At 36.9% G+C, this 16630-nt stretch carries 16 protein-coding genes; 8 read left to right on the top strand and 8 right to left on the bottom strand.

All coding sequences use genetic code 11. From position 1 onward, the window contains the following. Positions 1–2 precede the first annotated feature (2 nt). From pfkA to N0B16_RS12585, 3 genes are all read right to left on the bottom strand, one after another. Positions 3–989 carry a 6-phosphofructokinase gene (gene pfkA / locus N0B16_RS12595; RefSeq protein WP_262991299.1) on the bottom strand — a complete coding sequence of 329 codons (987 nt, stop codon included), beginning with the start codon at positions 987–989 and terminating at the stop codon, positions 3–5. A 113-nt stretch (positions 990–1102) separates the two neighbouring features. Next, complete coding sequence (locus N0B16_RS12590; RefSeq protein WP_262991298.1) at positions 1103–1861, bottom strand: TIGR03915 family putative DNA repair protein; 759 nt, start codon at positions 1859–1861, stop codon at positions 1103–1105. Then, positions 1861–3120: a putative DNA modification/repair radical SAM protein gene (locus N0B16_RS12585; RefSeq protein WP_262991297.1), complete on the bottom strand. Its 1260-nt coding sequence runs from the start codon at positions 3118–3120 to the stop codon at positions 1861–1863. Before N0B16_RS12585 ends, N0B16_RS12590 begins: the two co-directional genes overlap by 1 nt. Before the next feature lie 200 nt (positions 3121–3320). Here N0B16_RS12585 and N0B16_RS12580 point away from each other — a divergent pair, with 200 nt between their 5' ends. The 4 genes from N0B16_RS12580 (at position 3321) to N0B16_RS12565 (ending at position 7235) form a co-directional block, all read left to right on the top strand. Continuing rightward, the gene (locus N0B16_RS12580) at positions 3321–4649 is read left to right on the top strand and encodes a hydroxymethylglutaryl-CoA reductase, degradative (RefSeq protein ID WP_262991296.1); all 1329 of its coding nucleotides are present in this window, start codon (positions 3321–3323) and stop codon (positions 4647–4649) included. A gap of 191 nt (positions 4650–4840) precedes the next feature. After that, positions 4841–5233: a DUF423 domain-containing protein gene (locus N0B16_RS12575; RefSeq protein WP_262991295.1), complete on the top strand. Its 393-nt coding sequence runs from the start codon at positions 4841–4843 to the stop codon at positions 5231–5233. 243 nt (positions 5234–5476) lie between these two features. Continuing rightward, a complete protein-coding gene (gene sucC, locus N0B16_RS12570; protein ID WP_262991294.1) occupies positions 5477–6667 on the top strand; it encodes an ADP-forming succinate--CoA ligase subunit beta in 1191 nt (396 codons plus the stop codon). Between the two features lie 76 nt (positions 6668–6743). Further along, positions 6744–7235, top strand: a complete 492-nt coding sequence (locus N0B16_RS12565) for a hypothetical protein (protein ID WP_262991293.1) — start codon at positions 6744–6746, stop codon at positions 7233–7235. Between the two features lie 22 nt (positions 7236–7257). Here N0B16_RS12565 and N0B16_RS12560 read toward each other — a convergent pair whose 3' ends face one another. After that, positions 7258–8148, bottom strand: a complete 891-nt coding sequence (locus tag N0B16_RS12560; protein ID WP_262991292.1) for a mechanosensitive ion channel family protein — start codon at positions 8146–8148, stop codon at positions 7258–7260. Positions 8149–8242: 94 nt separating this feature from the next. On the opposite strand from N0B16_RS12560, the gene N0B16_RS12555 reads away from it, so the two are divergent. After that, positions 8243–8878: a peroxiredoxin gene (locus tag N0B16_RS12555; protein WP_262991291.1), complete on the top strand. Its 636-nt coding sequence runs from the start codon at positions 8243–8245 to the stop codon at positions 8876–8878. Between the two features lie 93 nt (positions 8879–8971). Here N0B16_RS12555 and N0B16_RS12550 read toward each other — a convergent pair whose 3' ends face one another. The 3 genes from N0B16_RS12550 to N0B16_RS12540 all read right to left on the bottom strand — a co-directional run bounded on the left by N0B16_RS12550 (position 8972) and on the right by N0B16_RS12540 (position 12566). Beyond that, positions 8972–9562 carry a hypothetical protein gene (locus N0B16_RS12550; RefSeq protein WP_262991290.1) on the bottom strand — a complete coding sequence of 197 codons (591 nt, stop codon included), beginning with the start codon at positions 9560–9562 and terminating at the stop codon, positions 8972–8974. A 134-nt stretch (positions 9563–9696) separates the two neighbouring features. Continuing rightward, positions 9697–10212 (bottom strand): hypothetical protein, encoded by a 516-nt coding sequence (locus tag N0B16_RS12545; protein WP_262991289.1) that lies wholly within the window; start codon positions 10210–10212, stop codon positions 9697–9699. 77 nt (positions 10213–10289) lie between these two features. Continuing rightward, complete coding sequence (locus tag N0B16_RS12540) at positions 10290–12566, bottom strand: TonB-dependent siderophore receptor (protein ID WP_262991288.1); 2277 nt, start codon at positions 12564–12566, stop codon at positions 10290–10292. A gap of 183 nt (positions 12567–12749) precedes the next feature. On the opposite strand from N0B16_RS12540, the gene N0B16_RS12535 reads away from it, so the two are divergent. Together N0B16_RS12535 and N0B16_RS12530 are read left to right on the top strand one after the other, a co-directional pair. Beyond that, positions 12750–13805 carry a Gfo/Idh/MocA family oxidoreductase gene (locus tag N0B16_RS12535; protein WP_262991287.1) on the top strand — a complete coding sequence of 352 codons (1056 nt, stop codon included), beginning with the start codon at positions 12750–12752 and terminating at the stop codon, positions 13803–13805. Positions 13806–13829: 24 nt separating this feature from the next. Further along, positions 13830–13985 (top strand): hypothetical protein, encoded by a 156-nt coding sequence (locus N0B16_RS12530; protein WP_262991286.1) that lies wholly within the window; start codon positions 13830–13832, stop codon positions 13983–13985. A gap of 89 nt (positions 13986–14074) precedes the next feature. On the opposite strand, the gene N0B16_RS12525 is transcribed toward N0B16_RS12530, so the two are convergent. Beyond that, the gene (locus N0B16_RS12525) at positions 14075–15967 is read right to left on the bottom strand and encodes an ABC-F family ATP-binding cassette domain-containing protein (protein WP_262991285.1); all 1893 of its coding nucleotides are present in this window, start codon (positions 15965–15967) and stop codon (positions 14075–14077) included. 115 nt (positions 15968–16082) lie between these two features. Between N0B16_RS12525 and N0B16_RS12520 the strand changes: the two genes are divergently transcribed. Next, on the top strand, positions 16083–16601 hold the full coding sequence (locus tag N0B16_RS12520; RefSeq protein ID WP_303647456.1) for a DUF1761 domain-containing protein: 519 nt from the start codon (positions 16083–16085) through the stop codon (positions 16599–16601). Positions 16602–16630: the final 29 nt, after the last annotated feature.

Here is a 16630-nt window from a genome sequence, read left to right as displayed (position 1 = left end):
ATTTAGATTGCTAAGATTTCTGAAATCAGTAAAAGGTCTTTATTGATTTCGTTATGTTTTTTAATGGCTTCTTCTATGGGGGTGTACACCAAATCGTTAGAACGCATTCCGGCCATTACGTTGGTTTGCCCTTCCATTAATCCGGTAACGGCTCCGTATCCTAATCTGCTTGCCAAAACCCGGTCTGCACAGCTCGGAGAACCTCCTCTTTGCATATGTCCCAAGATTGCAACACGAATGTCATAATCCGGGAATTCCTGCTTTGTTTTTTCTGCTAATTCATATACGTTAGCAAGTTTTTCACCTTCTGCGACTACAACAATGCTTGAAGCTTTCCCTGTCTTTTCTGCATTTCTGAAGTTGGTAAAAAGTTCATCGATACTGTCTTTTCTTTCAGGGATTAAAATATCCAGAGCACCGGTTGCCAATCCGCTGTTTAATGCGATAAATCCCGCATCACGGCCCATCACTTCTACGAAGAAAACCCTGTTGTGAGAGGTTGCCGTATCACGTATTTTGTCTATCGCTTCCATTGCGGTGTTCAAAGCGGTATCATAGCCAATTGTATTATCGGTCCCGAAAATATCATTATCAATGGTTCCCGGTACACCAATAACCCGGATTCCGAATTCTTCATTAAATATCTTTGCGCCGGTAAACGTACCGTCTCCGCCGATGCATACTAAAGCGTCAATGCCTAATCTTACACAGTTATCATACGCTTTTTGGCGGCCTTCTTCGGTCATGAATTCTTTGGAACGGGCAGATTTTAGAATAGTACCACCCTGGTTGATTATATTTTTTACGGAACGAGGCCCCATTTTCAGGAAATCATTATGAATAAGGCCATTGTAGCCCTCTCTCACGCCATAACATTCGATATTGTAATAATTAGCGGTTCTTACAACTGCCCTTAATGCTGCATTCATCCCCGGAGAGTCGCCTCCCGAAGTAAGAACTGCAATTTTTTTTACAGCACTTTCTTTCATTGAGTAAAAAATTTCGAACACAAATTTACGAAAACAAGTTCAGATAACGGTAGTAACTTGAAAATAAGTTTCATTCCGTAAAATCTTAAAGAAGTACAAAAAGAGGTATAAAATTAACTTTTTTCTGTCAAATACTTCCAATATCTTCGAGGGACATGCTGAATATGAAGTTTTAAATTTTTACGCTCCACAATATTCGTCTTGGTAAAATATCGTTGCCAAAGCGTCTGATAATTTTGTTCTTCATTATGAAATTTCTGCTGATATAGGTTTAAATCTATCTTTTCTTCGGGATAAAAAAAGTCACAGGTTTCGAGATCATACAGAATGCCGTAATTTCTTCTTAGATCGTAGATCATCCATTTCTGATCCTGGTAACGGTCTTTAAAATGTTTTCTGATTAAAGGCAATACATTAAAATCAGGATCTATTTTAGCGAAAAAAACTTCATCCTGCATTTTTTCAAACCGTACAAAAGCAGTCATCCTATGTCGCTCCCTGCTAATTGATTTTGATATTTTTGATATTTTCAGAATCGCATTATCCGTATAATTCTGAAGGATATTTTCTTTCGGATGTTGCATAGATTGCCGTACTACGGATAAAATAAGCTGTTCTAAATCCGGCTCTTCTGATAGAAAAACTTTAACCAGCTCATGAATTCCTGATTTACCGATGTTTTCTTCTAATTTATTGAGAACCCTTTCAGATTTTTCCTGTTGGGTAATCACTTTATGAATATCGGCAAAGATATTTTCCTGATGGAATCTCTGTCGGCTCACTATTTCAACGTCTTTATATTTATATTCAAAAACTTCGAATATGGCAGTAAAAAGTCCGTCAAAACTTCCATCGTAGAGTACAGTAGTCATTAAAAAAGTGTCAATTGCTGCGAAAACTGATTCTGGAATTTAGAAGTACTTCCGCCAATGATTAGTTTTCTGAGATTGATATCTGTCAAATGGCGCAAATATATATTTCCGGCGTTAAAATCAATAAAATATTTAGCACGGTTTACGGCTGCTCCCAATTTTTTAAGATGATCTATATTTAAAACCTGAAATCGTCTTGCACTCACGATTTTTTTTGCTGTTTTAACCCCAATTCCCGGAATTCTCAAAATCATCTGATAATCTGCAGTCTGCAAATTAATAGGAAACTGATCAAGATGGCGCAATGCCCAGCTCATTTTCGGATCTACTTCAAGATCTAAAAAAGGCATATTCGGATCTAAAATTTCATCCGCTTTAAAACCGTAAAAGCGCATAAGCCAATCAGATTGGTATAATCTGTTTTCACGAAGCATCGGAACTTCGGTAGTCAATGCCGGAAGTCTTTTATCTTCCAGAACCGGAACGTAGCCGGAATAATACACTCTTTTAAGATTGTAATTTTTATAAAAATGATCAGCAACTTTGATGATCTGTAGGTCATTCTCATTGGTAGCACCCACAATCATTTGTGTAGATTGACCGGCTGGAGCAAATTTCGGAACTTTTCTGAAAATTTTCTTTTCATCTTTGTACAAAGCAATACCGTTTTGAATATACTTCATCGGATTCAGCATGTCTTCCCTATTTTTTTCGGGAGCCAGCAATTTCAGTCCGCTTTCGGTAGGGATTTCTAAGTTAATCGATAATCGATCTGCATACAGTGCAGCTTCCTGCATCAGCAGATCACTTGCGCCGGGAATTGATTTTAAATGAATGTATCCATTAAAATTTTCTTCAAGCCTTAATTTTTTTGCCACACGTACCAATCGTTCCATCGTGGTATCCGCATTTTTGAAAATCCCTGAACTTAAAAAAAGGCCTTCGATATAATTTCTCCGGTAAAAATTAATAGTTAAATCTACCACTTCTTCTACGGTAAAAGCAGCTCTTTTAATATCATTCGAACTTCTGGAAACACAATACGCGCAGTCATAAATGCAGTGATTGGTCAAAAGAATTTTGAGTAGCGAAACACATCGCCCGTCTTCTGTATAGGTATGACAAATTCCGCTTGCAGAACTGTCTCCCAAAGCACCTTTTTTATTTTTTCGGCTTCCACCGCTTGATGAGCAAGACACGTCGTATTTTGCAGCATCCGCAAGGATTTCAAGTTTTTCTTTCAGGCGGTCAAAATTCATGAATTTGGATTCAAAATGTTAGAATTAGATATCATTTATTGCTCAAAGTTAGGTCCAAAATTGATAAATATCAACCTTTTTTGATTGAAGTTATCAACAACGGTATGTGGTAAATCGCTATATTTACGGTTCACTAAGTTAAACTATGAAATCGCGAATAAGCGATTCACATTAAAAAATAGTAAAAATAAAAGTGTCCTATGAATCATACACCGATTGAAGGTTTTTCCAAACTGACCAAACAAGGAAAAATTGACTGGCTTGTTAATGAATATCTTAACGGAGACCAGGAATATCAACATATACTTAATCAATACTGGAACGATAATACCGATCTTCAGAAACTTCACGATGAATTTTCCGAAAATACGATTTCCAATTTTTACATGCCTTACGGAATTGCTCCCAATTTCCTGATTGATGGTAAATTACTGGCGCTTCCCATGGCGGTTGAAGAAAGCTCAGTAGTTGCGGCTGCTTCAAAAGCGGCAAAATTCTGGATCGATAAGGGCGGTTTTAAAACGACCATTATCAATACCGAAAAATTAGGACATACGCATTTTATATTTGATGTGGAGCCTCACAAGCTGCTTCATTTTTTTAATTTCAGTTTAAAGAAAAAATTACTGGAAGCTACAGATGCAATTACTGCCAATATGAGAAATCGTGGCGGCGGGATTTTAGATATAAAACTTATTGATAAAACAGCCGAAATGCCAAATTATTACCAGCTTAAAGCGAGTTTTGATACGGTAGATTCTATGGGAGCCAACTTTATCAATTCTTGTCTCGAACAGTTTGGTAAAACCCTGAAGCAGGAAGTTGCCAGTAGTGAGGCATTTGATCAGGCGGAAAAAGATTCTCTGCAGATTGTGATGAATATTCTTTCCAATTTTACTCCGGATTGTATCGTAAGAGCTGAAGTTTCCTGTAACATTGAAGATTTAAAAGATGACAGCGGAATTTCTAATGAAGAATTTGCCCGAAAATTCAAGCAGGCTGTTACGATTGCCGAAATAGAACCTTTCAGAGCAACCACTCACAACAAAGGAATCATGAATGGAGTAGACGCAGTGGTGATTGCAACCGGCAATGATTTCAGAGCGACTGAAGCCTGCGCACATGCTTATGCCGCGAAAAACGGAAGATATTCTTCATTAACCCATTGTACAACAGATCACGGGATTTTCAGGTTCTGGATTGATCTTCCGATTTCTGTGGGCGTTGTAGGAGGTCTTACCAATCTTCATCCTTTGGTAAAATTTTCTCTTGCACTTCTTGGAAAACCATCTGCGCAGGAACTGATGAGTATTTTAGCGGTTTCAGGGCTGGCTCAGAATTTTGGGGCGTTGCGTTCGTTGGTTACAACAGGTATTCAGAAAGGGCACATGAAAATGCATTTATTTAATATTTTGAATCAAATGGGCGCTACAGAAGATGAAAAGCAGCATTTTGTGACCTATTTTAAAGATAAAACGGTTACCCACCACGAGGTGATCAATGAATTTAACAGATTAAGAAACCAATAATGTTTGGGATTATTATCGCCGCTTTAATGTTGGCATTTGGAATTTTTCTGAAGGTAACTCAAAATCCCGGATTTGCTCAAAACAAAAAATTTGCTTGGATTTTTATAGCGATCGGAGCTGTATCATTACTATTTAAGATTTTAAATTATAAATAAACAAGTTTGATTAAAACCTGTTGAAATACATTATAAATGAAAACAATTACTTTAATTTTTGGCGCCGTGTACGGAATGCTGTCTGTGATTCTAGGAGCGTTCGGTGCACACGCTCTGAAGAAAATTTTATCTGTAGAAAGACTCGAAAGTTTTGAAACAGGGGTGCGATATCAAATGTATGCGGCTTTCTTTTTATTAATTATAGGGTATATTCTAAAATTTGACACCTCATCACAAAGATGGATCTCTATTTTTATGATTGCAGGAACCATACTTTTTTCTTTCAGCATTTATTTTCTGAGTCTTCAGGATTATTTAGGCGTTAACCTGAAATTTTTAGGTCCCATTACTCCGTTGGGAGGATTATTGATGATTGTAAGCTGGGGAATGCTGATTTCTATTTTGCTAAAAACAGAATTTAAAGTATAATTTGGGATAAGGCGCGAACGAAGCGAGCGTCAAAACGGTTGGTATTAGCAATTCAATGCTAAGCTTTTTGAAACATCTTAAAAGTTTTTATGAATTACATTTTGCTTAATTTGAATTCAAATATCAATGCTGGAATTTGAAATCGATCATTCGTAATAATTTTAAGTCAATAAACTTGAACTTCCATGTCTTTTTAGTAAATTTGTCAACCTTTAAATTTTAAAATAAAATAATAAAAATAATATGAATCTTCACGAGTATCAATCAAAAGAGATTTTATCAAAGTACGGAGTAGCAATCCAACGTGGTTTTGTAGCGAATAATGTAGAAGAAGCCGTAGCTGCTGCTGAGAAATTGACCGCTGAAACCGGAGCTAAAGCTTGGGTCGTAAAGGCGCAGATTCATGCAGGGGGCCGTGGTAAAGGTGGCGGTGTAAAGTTTTCTCCAAACATGGATAAACTAAAAGAAAACGCTCAGAACATTATCGGAATGCAATTGATCACTCCACAAACGTCTGCTGAAGGTAAATTGGTAAATTCTGTATTGGTGGCAGAAGATGTTTATTATCCGGGAGAGTCTGAAACGAAAGAATTTTATGTTTCTATTCTTCTAGACAGAGCGGAAGGAAAAAACACCATCGTATATTCTACAGAAGGTGGGATGGATATAGAGCACGTTGCAGAAGTGACTCCTCATTTAATCCACAACGAATTGATTGATCCTACTTTAGGTCTTCAAGGTTTCCAGGCAAGAAAAATTGCTTTCAACTTAGGTCTTGAAGGAAATGCGTTCAAAGAATTTACAAAATTCATTACTTCACTATATAACGCATATGTAGGAATTGATGCTTCCCTTTTTGAGATCAACCCTGTATTAAAAACTTCTGATAACAAAATTATCGCAGTAGATGCTAAAGTAACTTTGGATGGGAACTCATTGTTCCGTCACAAAGATCTTGAAGCGTTGAGAGATACAAGAGAAGAAGATCCTATCGATGTAGAAGCGGGTGAAGCAGGTCTAAACTTCGTGAAACTGGATGGTAACGTCGCCTGTATGGTAAACGGAGCCGGTCTTGCAATGGCAACGATGGATATCATTAAATTGTCCGGCGGTAACCCGGCAAACTTCCTGGACGTGGGTGGAACTGCTGATGCTCAAAGAGTACAGACTGCTTTCGGAATTATCTTGAGAGATCCAAACGTAAAAGCTATTTTGATCAACATCTTCGGAGGTATCGTACGATGTGACAGAGTTGCTCAAGGGGTTGTAGATGCGTACAGAGCAATGGGAAGCCTTCCTGTTCCGTTGATCGTAAGATTGCAGGGAACAAATGCTGTAGAAGCTAAAAAATTAATTGATGATTCAGGCCTTCCTGTACATTCAGCAATTACTTTGGAAGAAGCTGCTAATAAAGTAAAAGAAGTTTTAGCATAAGACTGAAATTTGATATACATTTAAACCGTTTCATTTTTGGAACGGTTTTTTATTTTTTAGCATTAAATCATATCTGATGAAAAATATACACATTCCAAATCCGTGCTCAGAAAACTGGGAATTAATGACTTCTCAGGAAAAAGGTAAATTCTGTGATGTCTGCAATAAATGTGTGATTGACTTTACCCAGAAAACCCCGGAAGAAATTCAGCAAATTTTTAAAGATAAAAACGAAGATCACCTTTGCGGAAGGTTTTATAATCATCAGTTAACGAACAGCAATTCAAATCCATCAGAAAAAATCAAGGCCAGATTTTTTAAATATATCCCGTCTTTTCTTCAGAATAATAAAATAACAGGTTCCGTTCTTGCCTTTATTCTTTTTTTGACAGGGTGCTCTAAACCAAAAGACGACTCCTGTTCTGTAACAACCGGTGTTTTAGTCGCAGATACAGAGCAGGATACTATAAAAAATACCAATTATGTTTTGGGAGCACCGTTAATGCAGAATGATTCCGTAGCAAAAATGCCGAAAAAAGACAGCGTCAAATTGAAACGCAAAAAATAATACGATTCTTTAACTATAATGTTTAGCTTTGGGGAGTAGTAGTATCACCTAATAAACTTTCGCCATTAGTAATGTTGATCGTTGTTGGAGTTACTAAAAGGATCTTATCTGAATCAAGCTGCTGTTTTATTCTGATCAGCGCTTCACTTTTCAGCTGGCCCATATTTGCGCCCACTTCAATCCAGAATTTTGCTTGCAGGTTAAAAGATCCCTGCTTAAGGGTCGTAAGAATAACCTCAACACTTTCTAAGCGGTCTACATGCTCCAAATTTTTTATTACCTCTAAAATCCCTTTCTGAGCAGTACTGATGTCTTCATCCGCCGGAATTTCAAAGTCAAGAATAATTTTGCGCTGCGGAGACGCTGTAATATTGTAAAAAGGAGCGTTAAAAATGACCTGATTCGGGATGTACGCTTTCTTACCGTCGTCTGTAATGAGTTTGGTTGTTAAAAAACCAATTTCCTGTACCGTCCCGGAATGATTTCCGATGGTGATATAATCTCCCACTTTAAAAGCCTTGTCGATACCAATCAGCATTCCTGAGAAAATACTCGAGACGAGATCTTTCAGGGCAACCCCTGCAATAACCCCTGCAACGCCTAAGCTTCCGATGAATTTCCAGAGAAACCCACTGAAACCCATAATTTCTAACGCGATGAAAGTTCCCATAATCATAATCAGAAAGCGGAAAACACCAATTAAAGTGACCAATGAACTTTCTTTTTTGCTCTTCGGAAATAATTTATGGAAAATTTTTACGGCAAAAATACTCAGATATTTACTGGTGATGAGAAAAAATGAAAATACAATAATCCCTACCACTAATTTCGGCGTAAGCTCTGCAAATTTCAGATACCAGTTTTCCAAAACATTATAAACAACTTCAAGATAGCTCAATCCTTTTTTCTGCATGAATATGATCGTTAAGATTTAAAATAATTTTTAAGCAAAAATTTTGCCAGTATCAAAAAGTCTATTAAATTTGTAGACTAATAAAATAATCATTATGTCAATAAAACTAGGAGATATCGCACCCAACTTTCAGGCAGATTCATCAGAGGGAAGTTTAGATTTTTATGACTATTTAGGAGATTCATGGGGGATTTTATTTTCACACCCTGCAGATTATACTCCTGTTTGTACGACAGAATTAGGATATACCTCAAAACTGAAGGATGAGTTTGATAAGAGGAGCACAAAGGTTATCGCGTTGAGCGTAGATGGAGTAGAAGATCATAAGAACTGGATCAAAGACATCAATGAAACTCAAAATACGCAGGTGCAGTTTCCGATCATTGCAGATAAAGACAGAAAAGTATCAGAATTGTATGATTTTATTCATCCCAATGCTTCTCTTACGGCTACAGTCCGCTCTTTACTTATTATTGACCCTGATAAAAAAGTGCGTTTAATTATTACGTATCCTGCTTCTACGGGCAGAAATTTTAACGAAATCATCCGTGTTTTGGATTCTTTACAGTTGGTAGATTCTTATAAAATTGCCACTCCAGTTAACTGGAACGACGGTGATGATGTCATTGTCCCGCCATCTGTTTCTACAGAAGAGGCCAGAACTATTTTCCCTAAAGGAGTGACGGAAATAAAACCGTATCTGCGGTACACGCCGCAACCCAACAAGTGAGCTTGATTTTTTATTTATTTATATAGTTTGGTTTAATTGAAAGAAAGCGGCCCGAAAATTTTTCGGGCCGCTTTTGTATATATGATGGTAAAATTATTTCACATCGTTGATCACTTCTCTTCCTTTAGAAGTGGGCAAGTAAATACTGAAACCTACATTAAACGTAATGTTTGAATTTAATCCTTCATTACCAAAGCCTGATTGACCTTGATATTTAACTAAACCTTCCAAACCGATATTTGGTGTAATAAAATAAGAATAACCAGGTCCTACTCCAAAGTCTAATCCTGTGGTAGAGTTACCGTTTTCTACAGATGAACCACCTACTCCTAAATTACCTTCAAAAAACCATCTACCGTGGTTCAATAAATTATCTACTCCTTTTTCACCTGGAGAAAGATAATAACGTCCCATTGCTCCTACGCCATAATCAAATCTTGTCGGGCTTCCGTTGGTTACCTTGCTGATTCCTAAGTTTACATATCCTCCAACTGCAACATTATCCTGTACAAAATAAGCTGCTTTTGGTTGTAAAGCGATGCTGTACCCACCACCGGTATTCAATCCGAAATTGCTTGATAACAAACTGCTTCCAACCAGCCAGTTCCCTTGCTGAATTTGAGCTTTAGCTGTACCGGCTAATCCTGCAACAGCCAATATTCCTGTAAAAATTAGTTTTTTCATAGATTTATAATTTAATATTTAATGTTCATTATTTTGACAAATCAGTAAATTCAATAAATGTGCCACTCAGGATTCTTTAATGATGATATAGGTCATAGTTTCTCTTTAAATAAAGCTTTCGGGAAGTTGATACTTTAAATGAACAACAGGATAATAGAAACAATAATCCCGGCAACCGCAAATTTTATTCCGCGCTTAAATGCCTTGGATTTCGTATTAAACATCCAGAAACTTGAGATAACGAAGAAAAACAGGGAAATTCCGAAGAATGCATTGAGTGGTGATAACGTATCTTTTGACTGTGCTTTGTGAAGTTTCGTCATTTTATCTAAAACAAACGGCAGTTCTTTTTTGGTATATTTTGCCCTTCCTGTAGAAGAATCGTACGTTCCCTGCTTGAATTTTAAAATGTTTCCTTCTGTTTTTTCCACTTCCAGATTTTTCATTTTAAGTTCTTTTCCGAGCGCTTTGCCGTCGAGATTTTTGGCAATAATCTTATCGTATTTTTTTTCGTTTTTCAGGAAATCGGTATCTCTGTAAATGAGCAAAACTCCGCTTATCGAATAAATAAGCATAATCCCGGAAAGAAAATATCCGAGATAACGGTGCGTAACTCTCATAAAACTTCTGGTGTCTTTGATTTTATCCATATCTTATTTGTTTTTAAATTTCAAAAGTGGAAACTGCATAATCGCAGTTTCCACTTCTATTCATAGTTTATTATTGATTAAAGTCTGTATGTTAATGTAAAATAGTAATTGCGTGGTGTAATAGGGTTTACAGAATAATTTTCATGAACATTATAATTAACCACATCAAATAAATTTCCTACCTTCCCCTGGATCGAGAATTTACTCCATTCATATCCCGCGGAAAGCGAAACGGTGGTGTAATCTTTCAGGTCAAACATTCTGGTAACTCCATTTCTGCTCAAATCGGTAGATTTTGAATCATTCCATCCTGCGATTCTGTCTCCGATGTAATAAATTCCCGCGCCGATTTTTAAACCTTTTACATAGTCTGTGAATTTATAAAAAACAGATGCATTGGCGGTTGTTGCGGGTGTTCTTACCAGTCTTTGTTTTTCCACATATCCCTTTTCAGGGGTGTCTACATACACGGAATTATTATAAGAAAAACCTCCGATGATTGAGAGATTCTGCGTCGGGTTTCCTGTAATGTCAAGTTCCACGCCACGGCTTCTCATATTTCCGGCATATTCTTTAAGATTGGTGTCAGACGAGTTGACCGGCAAACCATTTGGCACAGAGGCAAACCAATAGGTCTGATAATAATTATTGTACATAATCTGATAAGCGGTAACGTTGATCGCCACAGCATTATTCCAGAAATTCTTTTTAATCCCCACTTCATACTGATCTACTGTTGTGGGTTTTATGCTTTGTCTTGATAAAGTATTCAGTTGGTTTTGAACCTGCGCAACAGGCTGATTAGTGTTTACTGTACCAAACTGATCTGAAGTATATCCTGAATTGGCAACAAACGAGTTGGTATAAGTGGCAAAAGCTGAAAAATTATCATTTGGCATATACACAATTCCCACTTTCGGAGAAAATGCATTATCCGAAGTTGCCGAGTTTGCTACTTCAAATTTATCATTAAATGTAAAACGCGTGGTTAATGTCGGCATATTTTCTACATAAGACCATCTTAAACCTGCTAAAACTTTAAACTGTTTTGTCAAGCTGATAAAATCCTGTGCATAGATTCCTATTCTCCTTGTATTGATTCTGTTTCTGGTATTAAGAGTAGAATTTGGCATATCAATACTTCCCCATGTGGAAGGATCATCCAAATATAAAATATTTGAGGTAGCGCTTAAAGTATAGGTATAAGAATCTGCCTGGCTGTAATCTGCATCAGAACCAATCAAAACTTTATGGTTGATTTTCCCGGTATTGAATTCCCCGTTAATATTTACCTGTGCGGAAGTATAGTTTTGCTCGTTGTATGTTTTACCAAAAGGCCTGTTCCATGAAAGCCGGTTTGCATTCGCACCGTTATAAGCCCATTGCACTCTTTCAGAAGAAAAATAATCTTTCGTATAATTCTGGTAAGAAGCAGTAGCGTTCAAAGACCAGTTTTCGCTTAACTGATGGTTGAAGGTAACATTTGTAGAAACTTGCTGTACATTTTGATATTGCCAGTCTGTTCCGAAAAAAACATTTCTGGATACCGCATCATTCAATCTGTAGCTTTGATCTTTTTCAGTAATAGACCCGATTCCAAAATCTGGAGTAAAATCATTTTTAAGATAATCTGCCTCAACAATCAATTGTGATTTTGAACCTAAATTAAATAAAAATGAAGGGTTGAAATAGTATTTTTCAGATTGTACCACATCCCTGAAGCTTTCCGCATATTCATAAGTGCCGTTTACCCGGAATGCAATGTTTTTAGATAAAGGTCCATATATATCAACCGTTGGTTTATAAGAATTCCAGCTTCCGGCATTCATTCCCATGCTTCCTCCAAAATTAAATTTCGGTTTTTTTGTAATCATATTAATGACGCCACCTGCAGCAGTATTTCCATACAGCATTGCGTTGGCTCCTTTAAGAACCTCCACTCTTTCTAAACCGCTGATTTCAGGGAAGACTCCACTGTTTACTCTGGATCCGTTTTTGAAAATATTGTCATTTCCTAAGATAAAACCACGTCCGCCAAAGCTGTCCTGAGAATTTCCTCTGGATGAGGTTATGTAAATACCATTCACATTCTGTAAAACGTCACTCAGCTGTTTTGCCTGCTGCTGCTCAATAATTTCATGGGTTACTATCGCAATAGGCTGCGGCATTTCCATAACCGTAAGATTAGATTTAGTAGATTGGGGAGTTGCCTTGTTGGGATTTCCCGTTTTATGCAGGTTGACATCTTCAATGATTTGAATTCTGATCGTATCGCTTTCCGTATTATATCTCATCTGAGCAGATAATGATAGAGAAAGCGCAAGAAATCCTAAAGTTATCAGTGGTTTATTCATTGTTTTTATTTAGAGTGATTTTAAATAATGCGGCAAAAGTAAGTATTTGTTTCCTTTTATTTAGAATTATTAAAAACAAATATTGTGATATTTGTCATTTTATTTAATATTGAATCATTATAAAGGGTTTTGATCACTCGGTGAAACATTTTTTTATAGATATATTTGTTGAAAAATAACAGTATGCAATTGGTGAAAGTTGGGCTTTGTGCATTCGGTATGAGCGGAAAAATATTTCATGCTCCCTTTTTAAAAGAACATCCGGGATTTTTTATGTCTGCGGTCGTGGAACGAAGCAAAGAAGAATCAAAGGAGAAATATCCGGATGCTATTATCTTCAGATCAGTAGAAGAAATGCTAAGATATGCAGATCTAGAACTGGTTATAGTCAATACTCCGGTGCAGACTCATTTTGCATATACAAAAATGGCTCTTGAGGCAGGGAAAAATGTAATCGTCGAAAAACCTTTTACCGTAACGGTTGCAGAAGCTGAAGAGCTGATCAGGATTGCAGATGATCAGAATCTTTTTATCAGTGTCTATCAAAACAGAAGGTTTGACCGAGATTATCTTCAGGTACAGAAAATTTTGTCTGAAGGTATTTTAGGAAATTTAAAAGAAGTAGAAATCCGTTTTGACCGGTTCCGTACCACGCCAAGCGGAAAAGACCATAAAGAAAATCCGGAACAGAAGGGTTCCGGCTCGTTGCATGATTTAGGGTCACATTTAACTGATCAGGCTACACAGCTTTTCGGGATTCCGGAACGTGTTTTTGCAGATGTTTTTTCCATGAAAGGAGAAGAGTTTGCCAATGATTATTTCGAAGTTCTGCTTTATTATAAAGATCATTTGAGGGTAAGATTAAAATCATCTGTTTTTACGAAAGAAGATCATTTTGCCTATAAAATCCATGGTGATAAAGGAAGTTTTCTTCAGGAGCGAACAGACCAGCAGGAAAGCGAGCTTGTAGCCGGAGCAATCCCTGTATACGGAAAAGAATGGACACGGCCTTTATCAGAATCTGACGGATTACTGAGCTATCTCAATGAAAATTCTGAAACCATGAAGCTTTCCACCCAGAGTCTGCCCGGAAATTATATGAATTATTATCAGCAGATTTATGAACATATCGTATTCGGATACGCTCTGCCATCATTGGGAAATGAAGTGGTAAAAAATATGAAGATCATTGAAGCAGCCCTTGAAAGTGCAGAAAAAGGAAAAATAATTGATTTATAATCTAATATGTACAAAATCGCTAATATGAAAAAAAGAAGTTCGAGTTTTACGATTATAGGATTACTGTTTGTAGGAATAGGGATTACACTCGTCGAAGATAATCCATATCTGAAGTATGGCTTTCTGATCTTAGGAACTGCTTTATTGCTGTACAGTATTTCTGCAATGATTAAAAAATAAGTTTGTACAGAGGATCATTATTAACTTAAATATAAAAACAGCTGTCGATTAAATCTGAACAGCTGTTAATATTTTAATATGATTTATCCTTACGCTTCCCCAATCATTTCTTGGATTTCCAGCCATCTCATTTCGTGATTTTCCAGTTTTTCGGAAAGGTTTTCCAATTCGGCAGAAAGTTTTGCAATGGTATCATAATCTGTTTCGTTATTGAGCTGCTCTAATATTTGAGCTCTTTTATCTTCAAAATCAGGAATTTCCTTCTCTATTGTTTCAAGCTCACGTTGCTCTTTAAAAGACAGTTTCTTTTTCGGTGTCTGTGATTTGGCAACAGGTACAGCAACCGGAGCTGCGGTTTTTTGTTCAGCAACAGGTTTAGGATTTTTATCTTCCAGTTTCTGATTTTCTCTGTATTCTGAGAAATTTCCGATAAAATCTTTAATTTTTCCATCACCTTCAAAAGCGAGAATGTGGTCTACAATACGGTCCATAAAGTACCGGTCGTGGGAAACGATGATTAGGCTTCCCTGGAAATTGAGCAGGAAATTTTCTAACACCGTCAGTGTAGGAAGATCCAGGTCATTCGTAGGTTCATCGAAAATCAAAAAATTAGGGTTTTGATATAAAATATACATCAGATGCAGCCTTCTTTTTTCTCCACCGGAAAGTTTGGAAATAGGAGAATACTGCGTTTGGTCATCAAATAAAAATAGTCTTAAAAACTGCGATGCAGAGATGGTTTTACCGTTGGCTAAAGGGAAATTTTCAGAAATTTCTTTAATGAAATCAATAACGCGTTCATCTTCTTTATACTGAAGCCCTTTTTGGGAAAAATATCCGAATTTGATGGTTTCTCCGGTTTCAATTTCCCCTGAATCTTTAGGTTCAAAGCCCTGGATGATATTCAATAAAGTTGATTTTCCGGCACCGTTTTTTCCTACAATTCCTACCTTTTCACCGCGCTGAAACTGATAGCTGAAATCTTTCAGCAATACTTTATCTCCGAAGCTTTTAGAAATATTTCTGAGTTCCAGGATTTTATTTCCCAGTCTTTTCATCTCAAAATCGAGTTCCAGAGATTCTTTTCGGGTATCGGTTTTGGCAATTTTTTCGGTCTCGTAGAAATCATCCTGTCTGGATTTGGACTTTGTGGTTCTCGCTTTCGGCTGTCTTCGCATCCATTCCAGCTCTTTTCTGTAAAGATTGTTGGCTTTATCGATGGTGGAGTTCATATTATCTTCCCGGATCATTTTATTTTCCAGATACGTCGCGTAGGAACCGTTATGGAAATACAGATTCTGGTCTTCCATTTCCCAGATAATGCCGCAGACTGCATCAAGAAAATAGCGGTCGTGCGTTACAAGAAGCAAAGTTATTTTTGCTTTATTCAGATAATTTTCAAGCCATTCTACCATTTCTACATCAAGGTGATTGGTAGGCTCATCCATAATCAGGAGGGTATGTCGGTGCTCTGCTCTGGTTTCTGTTAAAAGTTTTGCCAAAGCCACCCGTTTGATCTGTCCCCCGGAAAGCATTCCCATTTTGGCACTGAGATCCGTGATCTTCAGCTGAGAGAGAATCTGCGTCATTTCATTTTCCAGATCCCACGCTTTGTGAACTTCCATTTCAGCCAGAGCTTTTTCCATAAAATCAGGGTCGTCTGACAAGAGCGACTGATGGTAATTTTTCAGTGCCTTGATCGGAGCCGAGTCTAAGGTCATCATAAATTCTTCAATCGTTAAATCAGATTCAAAATCAATTTCCTGATCAAAAAGAACCACCTGAATGTCTTTATTAATGATTACCGTTCCGCTGTCTGCAATTTCTTTTCCCATCAGGATTTTCAGGAGAGTAGATTTACCGCTTCCGTTTTTGGCAACAATGGCAATTTTATCCCCTTCATTGATGTTGAAAGAAATATTTTTAAATAAAGTTTTTATTCCGTAGGATTTTGTAAGATTCTCAGCCGCAACGTAATTCATTTGATATAGAAATTTTGTGGGGCAAAAATACGAAATATTAAAGGTTTAAGATGATAAATATAAATTGCTAACCATTTTTAATGTAGATTTGAAAAACAAAATAAAACATAAAATTATGATACAAATTAACTTTTTGGCAATATTATTTGCATCTGTTGTTCCTTTAGTGATGGGATTTATTTGGTATAACCCGAAAATTTTCGGAAAAGTATGGATGAAAGAATGCGGTCTCACTGAAGAAAAGATGAAAAGCGCAAACATGGGACTTGTGTTTATTTTCTCAATTATTTTGTCAGCGCTTATCGGTTTCTTTTTACAGTTTGTAACCATACATCAGTTTGGAGCACTGGGAATGATCGGGGGAGATGAAAAGCTGGCAAAGCCATCTTTTATGGCATTTATGAATGATTATGGCACTGCATACCGTTCATTCGGCCACGGTGCGCTGCATTCTTTCATGTCCGGGATTTTCTTCGTCTTTCCATTAATTGCAATCAATGCAATGTTCGAAAGAAAATCATGGAAATATGTGATGATCAATTCTGCTTACTGGACGATTACCATTACCATTATGGGCGGAATTATCTGTGGATGGTACGCCATTGACGGTTTCAATATGGTCACTCCGAAATAATTTCCATTAATAAATAATAAGGTTGCATA

The organism is Chryseobacterium gilvum (genome assembly GCF_025628965.1).
GTDB lineage: Bacteria > Bacteroidota > Bacteroidia > Flavobacteriales > Weeksellaceae > Chryseobacterium > Chryseobacterium gilvum.
Note: the sequence above shows the minus strand (reverse complement) of the source record. Positions and strands in the feature narration are given on the sequence as shown.